Consider the following 15382-nt stretch of genomic DNA (forward strand, 5'->3'; position numbering starts at 1 on the left):
TCTAAACGTTAACTTTCAAAGCCTGCTTTTAACAGCAGGCTTTGTTATTTTAACCAGGTGTTAACTTAACATTCAGAAGAGGTGCGATACTTAGGTAATTAATGTGAGGTGACGAACGCCGATGACCATTAATGAGGGAAGTACTCGCCGAGAAAATTAACCGGACGTCACGGTTATTTTTCGGTTTATGGGGCTGAATCCTCAAAACTGTCACCAAACTAGGTGGAGAGCTTCTGGCATGGACTACTCTTTATTTTCAAAGCACCCCCTTGCCGAGTTCTTCTTGAATTACTGTGGATAGTTTTCCACAAAAGGAGACGACATGAATACCCAATTAGCCGCCAACACAAAATCAGATTACGTTGTTGCAAAATTTGGTGGCACCAGTGTAGCTAACTTTGATGCTATGAGCCGCTGCGCTGAAATCATTTGTGCTGATAATCAAGTACGTATAGTTGCTGTGAGTGCCAGTGCAGGCGTGACAAACCATTTAGTTGCATTGTGTAAAGCTGATTTGAGTGCGGCTGAGCGTGACGAGCACATTACTGGCGTTGTCGCCATTCAAGAAGCTATCTTGGCAGAACTATCGCTTGATGCTGATTTAGCACATGGCTTTAATGAAACGCTTAAGGCTTTCCAAAATCTAGCGTCAGAAGGCGCAAAGTCAGTAGCTGAGCAAGATGAACTACTGAGCTTTGGTGAGCGTTTATCATCGTATTTGTTTACTCAAGTGTTACGTGGCCAAGGTCTTGATGCGGTGCGTTTTGATGTTCGTAAAGTGCTAAAAACAGATAGCCAATTTGCTAAAGCTACCCCAAATGTTGCAGCAACCGCAGCGGCTGCTAAAGAGCATTTAGTGCCTCTACTTGATGACCATGTTGTGGTAACCCAAGGTTTTATTGGTAGCAATGAGCACAATCAAACGACCACTTTAGGCCGTGGTGGTTCAGATTACAGTGCTGCATTACTCGCTGAAGCAATTAACGCAAAAAGCGTGCATATTTGGACCGATGTTGTGGGTATTTTCAGTACTGATCCGCGTTTATGCGCTAAAGCAAGCCCAATTGCACGCTTAAGCTTTGATGAAGCGGCAGAAATGGCAACGTTTGGTGCGAAAGTACTGCACCCTGCAACCATTTTACCTGCAAGCCGTAGCCATATTAGTGTGTTTGTTGGTTCAAGCCGTGAACCACAGTTAGGTGGTACATGGATTGAAAAAGAAAAATCTCAGCAACCAGGTATTCGTGCCGTAACACAGCGTAAAAATCAAATTCTGTTAACGGTTAAAAGCCCAGAAATGCTCCTTGCGAGTGGTTTCTTAGCGCGTGTATTCACCATTTTAAGTGAGTTTAATATTTCGGTTGATTTGGTTACTACCTCAGAGATCAGTGTTGCAATCACTTTAGATAACGCACCAAATGCATCACGCCCTGAGCTTGATCAAGCTTGTTTAGATAAGCTTTCTGAGTTTTGTCATGTGTCGGTTGAGAATAACTTAACGCTGGTGGCTTTAATTGGTTCTGAAATTCAATTACGTCAGCAAGAAATGAACTTAATGCAGGTATTGAGTGATTTTAATATTCGTTTAATTTGCCACGGTGCAAGTAAACATAATCTGTGCTTCTTAGTTGAGCAAAGTGAGTCAGATGAAGTCGTGCAGGCTATTCACAGCCGACTATTAGAAAGCCAAGTCGCGGCGTAAGTCGTTAAAATTAATAAAAGAGCACTGCCAGTCAGTGCTTTTTTGTGCCACAACACTTATATCAAACCCTTCAATAGAGTTACTGCTCGCGCTGAAATTATGTTTGCTCAATTCTTCGAATACATTAGGAGCAAGTAGTTTCGCAATCGGCTGAGCACTTGCTTTGGCAAGCGCTTCTTTTAATGTCCAAATTCTAAAAAAGCACTGTGCCTGTTCATCGGGAGCGTCAAAACGGCTAATTAAGTCAACTTCATCTTGATGATAAAAATGCTTTGCGAGTTTGATAAAAGGGCGAGGTTTACTGCTTTGTTCAATATCAAAACCAAATAGCTGCTGTTTTGGGTTAAGAGCAGCGCCAATTAAACCATTCGAATGTGATAAACAAGCCCACACAGGCTCTCTTCGTTTTGTATGTAATTTGAGCTTGCTGTCTTTGTCATCAAACTGGCTTGATATTTCACTGAGCGCTAAATCGTCATGAGGGTAAGCATGTTGATACAAATACTTTAACGTTAGGCGAGTCGCTAAGTACTCTTGCTTGGTACTAGGCACTTTGCGTTTTTCAAGTACGCTTAATTCAAACTCACTGAGTAATTTATCAAGGGGTAAACTTGCAACATCAATACATGTTGCATCCATCAGCATGATTTTTTTGGCCGTTGTTTGGCGTTGTTGCTCGATGATAAGAGTGTTCGAAAAGTAGTGACTGCTCATGGTTTAACGCTTACACGAAAGCTCGTATTTAGTTTTGTTTATTTTTACAGCAAATGCACTTTTATAGGCATGAACAAACGCAAATAGTTTACGCAGTTGACTGTAATTATGGTTTAATGAGGAAAAATAATAACAGATTTGTAGATGTATGGCACAAGTTCGTGACGGCTTTCAAAGTCGATTAGGTTTCGTTTTAGCAGCTTCTGGCGCGGCGGTAGGTTTAGGTAATATTTGGGGCTTTCCAACACAAGCGGCAAACCATGGCGGCGGTGCATTTTTACTCGTTTACTTCATTGTTATCTTCTTATTAGCGCTTCCGGCTCTTTATACTGAGCTGTATTTAGGCCACCAAGCGCAAGCGAATCCAGTAAAAGCATTATCTAATGCATGGCAAGACACAGCGCCTAAAGTGGGCGCTGCAGCAGGCTATATTGGCCTCTTTGGTGCGGTTGTGATGCTGAGCTTTTATTCGATAGTTGCAGGGTGGATGCTCGCTTATGCGCTTGAGCCAGTCGCAAGCTTCTTTGGTTTTACTGAGCTAAGTAACTTTTTACACAGTGACTCCATGGCGCGCAATTTTGTGTTTACGCCACTGATGCTTATTCTTACTGCGAGTATTATTTTAAAAGGCGTTAAATCAGGTATCGAAACTTGGTCACGTCGCTTAATGCCATTATTGCTAGTGTTATTAGTGGCGTTAATTGCTTATATCGCGACCCTAGATGGTGCGATGGATGGCTTTGCAGCCTACTTAGTGCCAGATTTTAGTCAAATTCTTGATGCAAACTTAATTATTGCGGCAATGGGGCAAGCATTCTTTTCATTGTCGTTAGGTGTTGGTTGTATGATGGTTTATGGCTCATATTTAAAACCAGATGCCAACCTGCCTAAACTAACTGGAACCGTGGCACTGCTTGATACTGGTGTAGCCTTTTTAGCGGGTTTATTGATTATTCCGGCTATTTTTGTTGCTCAACATAACGGTGTAGAGGTATTTAGCGGTGGTAAATTGGTTGGTGAAGGGCAGTTAATTTTTGCGATTTTACCTGAACTGTTTAGCACAATGGGCCAAGTGGGTTTACTCGTTGGCTTATTATTTTTTGTATTAATGTCGATTGCCTCAGTGACGTCAACTATTTCATCGACCGAAATTCCAGTGGCATTTTTAGTTGAGAATCACAGTATTGAGCGCAAAAAAGCGACCTTATTTGTAACCCTAATCGTGTTTATTGCCTCATCACTGATTATCTTAAACTTTGACTGGTTATTTGGTTTAGTCATTATGGTGCTTACACAGTACCAATTACCTTTAATGGGGCTGTTCTATTTCATTACCGTTGGTTGGTTATGGCAGCGTGGTAATAAATTGCATCAAGTATCGAGCGGCCCTCATTATTGGTTTGCCCAGTACATTCGCTTTATCTGCCCGTTATTAATGACGGCGGTATTCGTGAACGTGGCGTTGTTGAAATAAAAAACTAATACTCACATTTACTCAATCAGACCATCTTAAGTAAAGTCATTTAAAATAAGGATATATTATGAACGAATGGATTGTTTTAAGAGAAAAAATAGAATCAAAGTTTCCAGCTCTGATAGATGTTATTAATAATGAGTCGAATGTTGAGTCATTAAATAAAATTGCAGATTTGGTTGGAAATACTTTACCTCAATCTTTTGTATCAATATATGCAAATTGTAATGGTCAATTCCGCACTAAGGCTGGTTTCGTTTTTGGCCTTTCATTATTAAGTACAGAAAAAATTATTCATGAGTTAAATGTTTGGCGAGAGATTATTGACCAAGGATTAGAAGGGTTAAATGAGAGTTGTTCATCCCTAACACCTAGCGCTATAAAAATTGAATATGCGAATACTAAATGGTTACCTCTACTTGGAGATGGAGGAGGTAATTTTATAGGGGTGGACTTTGATCCAGGCCCGACAGGAACGAAAGGTCAAATTATCAATTTTGGCCGAGACGAAGATGATAAGTGTGTTTTTGCAAAGTCACTTGATGATTTCTTAGTGCTCCTCACTGAATTACTAAATAGCCCTTCGCTTGTTGAAGAGGAAGATGGCAGTTATTCATACAACCATACACACTTCATAGATGCACTCAAAGAGTTATCTCAAAAGTAATGAAACATAATTTTATTAAAATGTCATAAAATCAATAAGTTAATAAAGGATGGTTAGCTTTGCAAGTGTTTAGAAGAAAAAGGAAGAAGGTTAGCTTTAAATTGCTCAACAGCTTTTTATACAGATTGTTATTTGGTGGTATGTTTGCTTATTATTTAACTGAATTTGCAGAAAAACCATTTTTTATGCAGCTCGGCTTTATAGTTGTATGTTGCATCATTTCTATCATTGTAGATTATTGGATGATAGAGCCAAAAAATTCAGTTGAGGTGTCAATAGACGGTGAAAAGTTACTATTATTAGGTGTTAAAATAGATATTTCCGAAGTAACTGAAATTCTTTACTCACAAACTAAAAGGTTCGAACATACAGTGAGGTTTAGTTATAAAAACCTAACTTACCAAGATTTCGAGCTAGCATCTTCCGATCTAATTGAAGATTTACGATTTTACGACTTTTTGGTTGATCACCAATTACCAGTAAAAATGCTCGATAACAATGAAAGGTTAAACGAGCATTGATGAGCTTAACGCCTGATGAGAAGTATCAAGGCCATTTCTTAAATAACTTCGTTAGTTAATGCTAAGCCTTGGCTTATTTCATTGGCACTTTGTAATGTGGTGCAGGCTATTTCGCTCAGTGCTTCCTGGGTGAAGAAGCCTTGGTGGCCTGTCACTAACACATTTGGAAAACTAATAAGGCGTGAAAAAATATCGTCTTGCATGATTTCTTCACGGTGATCCTTGAAGAATAACTCTGACTCTTGTTCGTACACATCTAGGCCTAGGTGTCCAAGCTTTTTAGACTTAAGCGCTTGAATACATGCTTGGCTATCAAGAAGTGCACCACGAGAGGTGTTAATCAGCATAACACCGTCTTTCATTTTCTCAAATGCGCTAGCATCAATTAAATGATGGGTGTGCTCGTTGAGCGGGCAGTGCAATGAGATGACATCACTTTGGGTGAGCAATGTGTCTAAATCGCACAGGGTATAAGGGCCTTCACCAGCCATTGGGTCGCAAACGAGTACCTTAGCACCAAAGCCATTTAAGATATTAACCAGCGCTAAACCGATTTTGCCACAGCCGATAATCCCAATCGTTTTTTTAAACAGATTAAAACCAAGTAAACCGTTTAAATCAAAGTTACCTTCACGCACGCGGTTAAAGGCTTTATGGGTTTTTCGGTTGAGCGTTAGCATAAGGGCAATACAATGCTCTGCTACTGCTTCTGGGCTATATGCAGGCACGCGGCAAACCTTGATGTTATATTCTTTGGCAGCATCAAGGTCAACATTATTAAAGCCAGCACAACGTAATAAGATAGCCTTTATACCGGCAGCCGCCATATCTGCAATGACGTGTTTGTCGACCGTATCGTTTACAAACACGCATACAGCATCAAAACCTTGGCAGAGGGGCGTGGTATTGCTGTTCAAGGATTGTTCAAAATAACTGAGCGAAACAGACTCAGTGTATTCAGTTAGATTCCTTTCAAAAAACGGTTGCTCATACTTTTGCGCACTGAATAAGGCCAGTTTCATCATTTAAATTACTCTCTATCACCATTTTGAGGGTTTCGGGCTTGGTGCGCGGGGCATATCGCGCAACGAGTTGACCCTCTGAGTTTATAAGGAATTTGGTGAAATTCCATTTAATTGCGCGGTTTTGCGCAATTCCTCGAGTATGGCACTTTAAATAATTAAATAACGGGTGGGCGTCTGGGCCGTTGACTAACACCTTGTTAAAAATGGGAAAGCTGACATCAAAGTGTTGCTGATAAAAGGCTTTAAGTTCATTGCCATCTAGAGGTTCATTGTGGCCAAATTGATTACAGGCAAAACCGAGTACGGTAAATCCTTGCTGTTTATATTCTTGATAGAGTTTTTCAAGGCTTGCCATTTGCACTGAAAAATTACATTTGCTGGCAATATTGACAATAAGTGCTGTTTTTCCTTGTAGCGATTCAAGGCTGAAGTTTTCACCAGATGCAAGCTGGGCATTGAAACGATATATACTATCCATGTTTTACCTGTGTGTTTTTTAACGGTTTAAATGAACTTTTTTTCATTCGCTTTTTAGTTATTCGGTTGAGATAATGAAATTGTTACTAATTTATCACTCAAATAGGTCAGTTTTATGTCAATGAAAGTCGCCTTCATCGGATTAGGTGTAATGGGTTATCCAATGGCGGGTCACCTTGCCAACGCAGGTCACAACGTGACAGTTTACAACCGCACAACGGCTAAAGCGCAAAAGTGGGTTTCTGAGTATCAAGGTGAATACGCTGAAACACCAAGTGAAGCAGCAAAAGGGGCTGATATCGTTTTCATGTGCGTAGGTAATGATGATGATTTACGTTCAGTTGTTTATGGCGAACAGGGTGTGCTGGCAAGCATGCATGAGGGCAGCTATTTAGTTGACCACACTACAACGTCAGCTGAAGTGGCACGTGAAGTGGCTGCTCAAGCGAAACTACAAGGCATCGCATTTTTAGATGCGCCGGTTTCTGGCGGTCAAGCTGGGGCAGAAAATGGTGTATTAACCGTGATGGTTGGTGGCGACGAAGCTGATTTTAATGTTGTTCAACCTGTTATGGCTGCTTTTAGCCGTTTTAGCCAATTATTAGGTGAAGTAGGCTCTGGTCAACTGTGTAAAATGGTAAATCAAATTTGTATTGCGGGTGTGGTACAAGGCTTGGCTGAGGGGTTACACTTTGCAAAACAAGCTGGCCTTGATGGTGAAAAAGTAATTGAAACCATCTCTAAAGGCGCTGCAGGTTCATGGCAGATGGAAAACCGCTACAAAACAATGTGGGCTGGCGAATACGAATTTGGTTTTGCTGTTGATTGGATGCGTAAAGATTTAGGCATCGCTTTGGATGAGGCAAAGGCCAACGGCGCAACTTTGCCGATGACGGCAACAGTTGATCAATATTACGCCGATGTACAAGCCTTAGGTGGCGGTCGGTACGACACATCTAGTTTATTAGCGCGTATCGAAGCGTTACATAAAAAGTAATATCCATAAAAAACGCGACAATGATTGTCGCGTTTTTTATTACATGCTTTGTGCGTAATTGTACAACGCTTTTAATATATGCAGATTTTTCTCGTTATCATCATTTTCATGAGCCAGATTTTCAAGAGTGATCATGAAATCTTGGCCACTGATCGACGGGCTATCTTCACCGTGCATTAGTTTGTTTTGACAATACTGGCGCCATTTTGCCAGTTCATCTTGGCTTAGTGTGTGTGGCCAATTTCGAGCGCGATATCTAAATAACAAGGTAGCAAACTTTTTATCATCAAAATCTAGCTGCATTGTGGCTAATTGCTCAGGGCTTGCATCTCGAATAATGGCAAATTTAGCTTTATCTGCATGGCTGGTAAAACCATCATAAAGTTGATAGTCAGGGTTGGTGGTTTCGCCGTAATCACGCTGCTCGTTAAACACTTCGGTCACTTTGTCGCGAAGTTCTGTGTTGGCTTTTAAAATAGCGAGATTTTGTAGGCACTTTTCGCGGTCAATACCTAAACGGGCTGCGTTCTCTGGTAACAAGGTTTTTGCTGGAGCAAGAATAGGGCACTTGTTTAAATGCACGAGTTTTAAGCCTACCGGTGCTTCGTCTTCGCCAAGGTCGCTGTGTTTTGTGTAAAGACGCGTGCGTAGCTCTTCAACAGGTAAATCTAATAGCACTTGCGGATCTTCAGTTAAATTAAAGCAAATAATGGCGTTTTTATTCACTGGATGAAAGCTCATTGGTGCAATCCAGCTGGTGCAGCCTTGGCTTGCCGGAATTCGTGATGAAGTGTGCACCAGTGGTGTCATGTTAAACACATCAACTAAATCAGCCAGTGCTTTTTTAGAGCGTAAGCTAAAGAAAAACTGATACAGCTTAGGTTGTTTTTCTTTTATTAATTTTGCCAACGCTATGGTTGCCGTTACATCACTTAATGCATCATGAGCAGCAGTGTGCTCAATGCCATTGGCAACGGTTAAATGCTCGAGCTTAAAGCTCGGCGTACCGTCTTCTTTGAGCGGCCATTCAATGCCTTCTGGGCGCAGTGCATAACAGGCACGCACTAAATCAATAATATCCCAGCGGCTATTATTGTTTTTATATTCTCGCTCGTAAGGGTCATAAAAATTACGGTATAAGCTGTAACGTGTGACTTCATCATCAAAACGGATACTGTTATAGCCCGCAACACATGTGTTAGGTTGGCTAAATTCAGCATGGATCTTTGCCATAAACTCAGCTTCAACTAAGCCTTTTTGCATTGCAACTTGCGGGGTAATACCCGTTATTAAACACGCCTCAGGGTGCGGCAAGTAATCGGCTGCAGGCTTGCAATATTCAATTAACGGCTCACCAATAATATTCAAATCGAGATCGGTACGAATACCTGCAAATTGACTTGGGCGGTCCTTTTGAGGGCTTGCGCCAAATGTTTCGTAGTCGTGCCAATAAATTGTTGGTTGCTGTTGTTCTGGATATGCCATGCATTAAACCTTGCTAAGCGTTGGGCCGCTTTGACTTATTTTTGAATTGACAGAATTATGGCATAGAGGCTTGTTAGTTTATAGAGTTAAAGGTGCTGATGCTGTTTAGTGGTCGTTTTATATACCTGCGCGGTATAAAAAATAGCCTAACGGCTAGGTTTTATGCTTATATAGGGTCTAGTCGTTAGTTTTTACCTAAATTTTTATTGTAGTGGCTCGGTATTTGCTAACGAAAGCTATCTTTAACAATGAAGGAACAAAAAAATGACTTTATCAGCTTTATTACTATCTACTTTAGCATTCGACGCAGCACCAGCTCCTAGCTTTGATACAACAAAACTTCAAGGTACTGGTGGAATCATTATTCTAAACCCGAAAAAGAAAAATCAAGAATTGCAGGGAACTGGTGGGATAATCATTCTTAACCCAAAGAAAAAAGAAAATTAATATAAAGTAAAGAAAACCAGCCAAGAGCTGGTTTTTTTTATGCTATAAGATTATGATTATGAACATCTTTAGTAGGATGATTCATGCAATATTTAGTCGAATTATACAATGAGTTGCTTGTAGCAACAGCTGTTCATAAAGTGTTTTCAGTGCAGGTAATCATTGCAATAAGTTATGCAGTTGCTTTAGTCCTATCATTTTATAGAGCCCTACGAAATAGAGAGCTTTTCAGTGATTTCTTATCAATAGCCGTGGTTGTGTTTAAATATCAGCTTACATCTCTACTTATGGAAAAAGTACTTATATACGTTCAAGAAACCGGTGAAAGTGGAATTGCTCAAAATGTTTATCTGAGTGTGGCTGGGATAAACCTCTTAAGTTTATATATCCTATACAAATTACATCAGCGATTCAGCTATAAGTATGGAGAGCTGTTTTTAAGTGTATTCAAGCTCACGATCGTAGTGACAATCGCACATTTAATTGTCTGGGTTAAGTTTGTTGTCTTAAACATTCAAGAAGAACACGCCTACATACACTACATGTATAGTTTTATTGTGCTCTACATTAGTATTGTCCTTGCTGTTGTAATGTTGTTTCCAGGTCTTTTGAAAACCAAATTAAAACTATTACTTAGTCCAAGCTGGCCTTTTGGAACAAAAAGTTAACATTAATTTATGATGTTTTTCAGTCCTATAACTTCATTTATAATGCTTTTTCCTGATGTATTGCGAACCAAGTTTGGGTGTATAGTAACATTTAGTTTACCGAGGGATCGTAATGCTTGAACTAATTTACATAGCCATTGTCGTTTTAGCCATCTTGCTTGTTGCAAGTACATGGTTGATTGCGCGTAAAAATATCTTTGAAGATCAAATCAGATCTAAATCAGTTGAGGTAGTTTGGTGCACGTTACAAGCTGAGCATGAAACAGATATCAGCAAAGCAATTAAACTATTTAATAAAGCTGAACAGTTAAAGAGTGAAATTGCCACCTTAATGGGTAATTCACCGCAAGCTGCAGACTTTAAGTTAGCAGAGCCTGTTGGGCTTGATAGTAATGAAATAAAAGAGTTATCGCTTGGGGAGCTGCAGCGCTACTACGATAAACAAAATAATATATCCGATATCTACGATAAAATGTACAAAGGTAAGAATTAGTAAAAAGCCAGGTTATTTAACCTGGCTTTGTATTTTGAGCTCATTTTTTATTTGTTTTAGCTGAATATCTGCAAGCTGACTAAGGGCTTCATGAGTGTGGTTATCACCTTTAATTAGCCCCGCCATAGAAAGCTTTTTTATACTCTTAATAATACCGTTACTTACTGCTTGTAGTAACGCCCCATCAAGTGTCACTGTGGTTTGTTCGCTACCATTAAGTAGTGAATCAAAGCTAACTTCAGAAGCTTTAGCCACGTTATCAATTAGTTCATAAGGCACTGCAGCAACTTCAATACTTTGCTCGCAAAAACCTGATGTTAACGATAAGTGCCTTTCTAATTCAGCATAGTTTTGCACCTTACAAAGCGTACATATGCGCTTAAAAATATCACTCACATGCTGTTGCTCGGTGCTGAGCGTTTGATTAAACATAGCATGTCCTTGCGCTGCTTTTTTGTTTATATTAAACGACTTTTCAGAAGATCTCATTAATAAAGTTAAGGTGTGACCGTTTTTTAGCCCATAAATAATGCTATTTGATGGTATAAGCCAATTCCTACTAATACATTGAAAGGAAAGGTAATGCCCAAAGAACATAACATGGCTAAACCAATGTCTGCATCGGGTATGGCTGCTTTAATCGCGGCAGGGGCTGCTATGTAAGAGGCACTTGCAACTAGGCTTGCTAGTATTACCACAGAGCCTAATTCTAGTTGTAATGCAGTACCAACGCAGACCCCGATTGTACCTAATAAATTTGGTGTTATAAGAGCAAATAATGCTAATCGCCATTGGTGCCATGGAATAGGGCGCAGAGTTTGTGCAGCCATTAAACCCATTTCAAGTAGGAATAGTGCCAGCACAACTTTAAAGCTGTTCGTTAAGAGACTCGTTACTTGGCTCCCTTGTTGCGTCCCGTACATCATGCCAATAATTACACCACCAACTAGCAGAATGACACTTTTGTTAGTAAGTGTTTCATGCCAAAGTGCTTTTAGAGAAAGGTTTTGTCCAGAACCATTACCAAGGCGGCGATACAGTAACAATCCAACAATAATCGCAGGTAACTCAAGCATTACTAAATACAGAGTGACTTCAGCACCTACATTAAGTGAATTCGATTCAGCATAGGCTAAAGCAACTGCAAATGTACCTGCGCTTACTGAGCCGTAATGGGCAGCAATACTTGCGCTATTAGCAACAGAGAGGTTTAGCAGTTTGTTTAAAATAGGAAACAGCATCAATGGTATTAAGCCACCAAGTAGTAATACAGCGCCCATTTCTGGTAGAAGTTGCCAATGCAAATTGCCATGCAGCACCATACCTCCTTTTAAGCCAATGGTGAGCATTAACAATAGGCTAAGAGTTTCATAGGTCGCTTGCGGAATTTTTAGGTCAGAGCGAAGTAATCCGGCAGTGAGTCCTAAAACAAAAAACATTACAACAATATCAGGCACTTTGTTCTCCTCTTGATTAAAAAGCGCCGCTATTCTAGATAAAAAATCACATAGTAAATAATAAAATAAATGATAATATCCTATAGGTTTTTATCTATGGGTTTGATTTTATGGATTTAAGGCATATTTCTTTTCGTTTACTCGAGGTATTCATGTGCGTTGTAAAAACACGCTCAATTAGTGAAACAGCAAGGCAATTACATTTAACGCAACCAACGGTATCGCAGCAAATTAAACGCTTACAAGAAACAGTCAATGAGCCATTAGTGATGGTTAATCAGCAGCGAATTCATGTTACTGAAGCGGGTTTTGCATTGTTTCAAACTTGTCAGCAGGTGTTTGGTCACTTTGATGACTATCAAGATTATCTTGCTGAGCTTAGAGGTGGTGAGAGAGGGCGCTGTAAAATAGCCATGGTTAACACCGCGCAATATATCTTGCCTAAGTTACTTGGTCCGTATAGTAATTTACACCCTCATGTTGAGTTACCCCTTGAAATAGGTAACCGGGCTGAAGTGCTAGCCCGTTTTGAAAGAGGCGAAGACGATATTTATGTCTTTAGTCATCCACCTTCATTAGAACATGCAAAAGCAGGACGGTTTTTACAAAACCCATTAGTGTTTATTGCACCAACCAACCATGCGCTCGCGAGTCAGACTCAGGTCACATTACAAGACTTAGTATCTGAACGTTTTTTGCTTCGAGAACCTGGCTCTGCCACACGAATGCTGTTTGAAAGTGAACTGCAAAGCAGAGGCTTTGTATTAAGCAACACAGTACAAATGGCAAGTAACGAAGCTATTCGGGTTGCGGTTGGTTCAGGAATGGGGCTAGGTGTTGTTTCTCGCCACGTATTGCCACCCCATGATACAAGTTTTTGTATGTTAGATGTAAAAGATGTCAATTTAGCTAGTCATTGGTATTTTGTGGTACGCACCGATCGCCATTTATCGCATGCGGCGCGTAGCTTTTTAAAATTTGCTCAGTTGAATTTAGAACAATGTTTAAATAAACAGTGGGTCACTAATGAGCTAAACCTACTCAATGAAAGCTTAAATTAAAGATTCTAACTACCGCATTTAAAATGCCATAGTTACAACTTGATTTCGGCCATTTGACTTGGCTTTGTACAAACCTTTATCGGCTTCTGCGAGCAACTCATTGACATTATTGGTGCCCGATTTATGTGTAATAATACCGACACTGATCGTAAGCTTTAGAGCTTGGTTTTGATAAAAGAAACGATCGTTGTGTATCGCTAAACGAATTCGTTCAGATAGGCTTTCGCCTTGAGTTTGAGTGGTGCTAGGTAGTATGACTGCAAATTCTTCACCACCGATTCTGGCCACCAAATCGTGTTCACGTAGTTGGCTTTTAATCTTTTTTGCAACCCATTTGAGTGCTTCATCTCCTGTTTCGTGACCATATTGGTCATTTACTTTTTTAAAGAAGTCGATATCAATCATCAAAGCGCAGAGCTCAGTCAGGTTATGATTAGCTTGTTCTAAGTAGCTGTTACTAATTGTTATAAATGATCTACGGTTTAATAATCCAGTGAGTGGATCTCGATTTGCTAGATCGTTTAGTACTTGCTCTGATTCTAAAAACATCATTAATGGCCAGATCATGGCGGTTAGAGTGGTAATTATAATATGGCTTATCAGAATGACCGCGAGAATGTGAGTTAAATCAGTATCAATAATAATGTCTTGATAATCCGAAACTAAAAGCGAAAACTGTAAAAGCATAATTAAAGCATGAATTACAAAGCATAGTTTTAGTAAAGCAAGATGCATGATGCGCTCAACCTGTAGTTTTCTGAGGGCAAAAGCAGCGTAGCTAAAGCATATGGCGATAATGGCCGTGGTGATTATTTGGTTTAACGGGGAGTCATGCACTGGCAGCAATATCAGCATGGATAGAATCACTACAAATGCACAGGCTTTATGATATTTTTTATCTGACTGACTGAACGCATGTATCCCTAAAATTGCAGCTAAAGGCGCTGAAATAATGAGTAAATCAGCCAAGTAATGGGTAATTAAGGGGAAGTCGATAAAAACACGCAGAGATGCGGTGATCTGCGCAAATACGAAAAGTAAACACGAACTACCCCAATATAAATAGCTTGCTTGTTGTCTCAAGAAATATAAAGACAGTAGAAACGCCCCAATAATCACATTCAATAAAATTGAAATGCTGATTATGGTGGGTAAATGCATCATGATTTTCCCTGGATAATCACTCGACTAAAATCAAGTTAATTATTATGTATTAGTTTAATCTTATCAACCAGTACATTGTAACTATAATTTCAGACTTTCTAATGCGGGCTTCAATGTTGGGTAATGGAAGCGGAAATTGTGATTAAGTAATTTATTGGGAAGCACAAATTGACCATGAAGTAGAAGATCTGACATCTCTCCCATCATCAATTTGAGAAGCCAACTAGGCATACGCAACATGGCAGGGCGCGAAATTACATTCGCAAGTGTTTGACTAAATTCATTATTATCAACGGGGTTTGGCGCGGTGGCATTAATTGGTCCGTGAACCTCTTGATGTGAAAGCACAAAAAGAATGAGTTGGATCATGTCGTCAATATGGATCCACGACATCCCTTGACGACCATGACCTAAAGGGCCACCAAAACCAAACTTGAAAGCTGGCAACATTTTACCTAAAGCTCCCCCTTGTTTTGCTAAAACGATGCCTGTACGCAGCAAGCAAACGCGAGTTTGATCACCGTGCGCTTTCGTTGCGGCATGCTCCCAATCACGACAAAGGACATGGCTAAATTCAGGGTATATATCATTAAAGCTTTCATCGATTGGCTGGTTTTCTTGACGGCCATAAAAACCAATCGCACTGCCAGAAATGAATGTGTGAGGAGGGGACTCACAGCGGCTAATCGCTTTTGAGATTTGTTGGGTAAGATTAATCCGGCTATTAAGTAAAGTGCGCTTTTGTGATTCACTCCAACGTTTATTGACGATTGGCTCTCCTGCAAGATTAATGACAGCATCAATCTCTTCAAAATTGACTTCATCTAACGACTTAACTGTGTGTACCTGATGAGTTAGTATCACAGCAGCTTGTATCGGATTGCGTGTTAGCACAGTAACCTTGTGGTGATTAAGTAAGAAAGGGCACAAATGTCTACCAATGAGGCCTGTTCCACCTGTTAATAAAATATGCATAGTGCTACCTTAATTAAAATCTGTGTGTATTTTTTATACATAGTGATGGGGCTTT

General features: G+C 39.9%; 17 protein-coding genes and 1 riboswitch. Of the genes, 9 read left to right on the forward strand and 8 right to left on the reverse strand.

Annotated elements, in window-relative coordinates:
* Positions 1–68: 68 nt before the first annotated feature.
* Positions 69–241, forward strand: a riboswitch (Lysine riboswitch).
* 81 nt (positions 242–322) lie between these two features.
* On the forward strand, positions 323–1702 hold the full coding sequence (lysC, locus tag NO991_RS04885; protein ID WP_371351722.1) for a lysine-sensitive aspartokinase 3: 1380 nt from the start codon (positions 323–325) through the stop codon (positions 1700–1702).
* On the opposite strand, the gene NO991_RS04890 is transcribed toward lysC, so the two are convergent.
* Complete coding sequence (locus tag NO991_RS04890; RefSeq protein ID WP_371351723.1) at positions 1679–2416, reverse strand: 4'-phosphopantetheinyl transferase superfamily protein; 738 nt, start codon at positions 2414–2416, stop codon at positions 1679–1681. The genes lysC and NO991_RS04890 overlap by 24 nt on opposite strands.
* 148 nt (positions 2417–2564) lie before the next feature.
* Here NO991_RS04890 and NO991_RS04895 point away from each other — a divergent pair, with 148 nt between their 5' ends.
* The 3 genes from NO991_RS04895 (at position 2565) to NO991_RS04905 (ending at position 5078) form a co-directional block, all read left to right on the forward strand.
* Positions 2565–3890 (forward strand): sodium-dependent transporter, encoded by a 1326-nt coding sequence (locus tag NO991_RS04895; protein ID WP_300360133.1) that lies wholly within the window; start codon positions 2565–2567, stop codon positions 3888–3890.
* Positions 3891–3957: 67 nt separating this feature from the next.
* Positions 3958–4557, forward strand: coding sequence for an SMI1/KNR4 family protein (locus NO991_RS04900; protein ID WP_235373097.1), 600 nt, complete (start codon positions 3958–3960; stop codon positions 4555–4557).
* A gap of 59 nt (positions 4558–4616) precedes the next feature.
* A complete protein-coding gene (locus NO991_RS04905) occupies positions 4617–5078 on the forward strand; it encodes a hypothetical protein (protein ID WP_054551487.1) in 462 nt (153 codons plus the stop codon).
* A 38-nt stretch (positions 5079–5116) separates the two neighbouring features.
* On the opposite strand, the gene NO991_RS04910 is transcribed toward NO991_RS04905, so the two are convergent.
* Positions 5117–6100, reverse strand: a complete 984-nt coding sequence (locus NO991_RS04910; protein ID WP_371351914.1) for a 2-hydroxyacid dehydrogenase — start codon at positions 6098–6100, stop codon at positions 5117–5119.
* Positions 6066–6581, reverse strand: coding sequence for a glutathione peroxidase (locus NO991_RS04915; protein WP_054551485.1), 516 nt, complete (start codon positions 6579–6581; stop codon positions 6066–6068). The genes NO991_RS04910 and NO991_RS04915 overlap by 35 nt, the downstream gene beginning before the upstream one ends.
* Positions 6582–6695: 114 nt before the next feature.
* Between NO991_RS04915 and NO991_RS04920 the strand changes: the two genes are divergently transcribed.
* Positions 6696–7577: an NAD(P)-dependent oxidoreductase gene (locus tag NO991_RS04920; protein ID WP_054551484.1), complete on the forward strand. Its 882-nt coding sequence runs from the start codon at positions 6696–6698 to the stop codon at positions 7575–7577.
* A gap of 39 nt (positions 7578–7616) precedes the next feature.
* Here NO991_RS04920 and sbcB read toward each other — a convergent pair whose 3' ends face one another.
* Positions 7617–9062, reverse strand: coding sequence for an exodeoxyribonuclease I (gene sbcB / locus NO991_RS04925; RefSeq protein WP_371351724.1), 1446 nt, complete (start codon positions 9060–9062; stop codon positions 7617–7619).
* Positions 9063–9326: 264 nt separating this feature from the next.
* Here sbcB and NO991_RS04930 point away from each other — a divergent pair, with 264 nt between their 5' ends.
* From NO991_RS04930 to NO991_RS04940, 3 genes are all read left to right on the forward strand, one after another.
* The gene (locus NO991_RS04930) at positions 9327–9509 is read left to right on the forward strand and encodes a hypothetical protein (RefSeq protein ID WP_062564539.1); all 183 of its coding nucleotides are present in this window, start codon (positions 9327–9329) and stop codon (positions 9507–9509) included.
* A gap of 83 nt (positions 9510–9592) precedes the next feature.
* The gene (locus NO991_RS04935; protein WP_138600517.1) at positions 9593–10177 is read left to right on the forward strand and encodes a hypothetical protein; all 585 of its coding nucleotides are present in this window, start codon (positions 9593–9595) and stop codon (positions 10175–10177) included.
* Between the two features lie 112 nt (positions 10178–10289).
* On the forward strand, positions 10290–10670 hold the full coding sequence (locus NO991_RS04940; RefSeq protein WP_138600519.1) for a hypothetical protein: 381 nt from the start codon (positions 10290–10292) through the stop codon (positions 10668–10670).
* Positions 10671–10682: 12 nt separating this feature from the next.
* On the opposite strand, the gene NO991_RS04945 is transcribed toward NO991_RS04940, so the two are convergent.
* Positions 10683–11102: a hypothetical protein gene (locus tag NO991_RS04945; RefSeq protein ID WP_054551479.1), complete on the reverse strand. Its 420-nt coding sequence runs from the start codon at positions 11100–11102 to the stop codon at positions 10683–10685.
* 83 nt (positions 11103–11185) lie between these two features.
* The gene (locus NO991_RS04950) at positions 11186–12127 is read right to left on the reverse strand and encodes a sodium-dependent bicarbonate transport family permease (RefSeq protein ID WP_371351725.1); all 942 of its coding nucleotides are present in this window, start codon (positions 12125–12127) and stop codon (positions 11186–11188) included.
* A 110-nt stretch (positions 12128–12237) separates the two neighbouring features.
* Between NO991_RS04950 and NO991_RS04955 the strand changes: the two genes are divergently transcribed.
* Entirely contained in the window at positions 12238–13188 is a 951-nt protein-coding gene (locus tag NO991_RS04955) for a LysR family transcriptional regulator (RefSeq protein WP_054551477.1), read from the forward strand.
* An 18-nt stretch (positions 13189–13206) separates the two neighbouring features.
* Here NO991_RS04955 and NO991_RS04960 read toward each other — a convergent pair whose 3' ends face one another.
* Both NO991_RS04960 and NO991_RS04965 read right to left on the reverse strand, forming a co-directional pair.
* Positions 13207–14352 (reverse strand): GGDEF domain-containing protein, encoded by a 1146-nt coding sequence (locus NO991_RS04960; RefSeq protein ID WP_371351726.1) that lies wholly within the window; start codon positions 14350–14352, stop codon positions 13207–13209.
* An 81-nt stretch (positions 14353–14433) separates the two neighbouring features.
* Positions 14434–15327, reverse strand: a complete 894-nt coding sequence (locus NO991_RS04965; RefSeq protein ID WP_371351727.1) for a TIGR01777 family oxidoreductase — start codon at positions 15325–15327, stop codon at positions 14434–14436.
* Positions 15328–15382 lie beyond the last annotated feature (55 nt).

This window comes from Pseudoalteromonas sp. DY56-GL22 (assembly GCF_041414715.1).
In the GTDB taxonomy this organism is placed as follows: Bacteria; Pseudomonadota; Gammaproteobacteria; order Enterobacterales; family Alteromonadaceae; genus Pseudoalteromonas; species Pseudoalteromonas simplex.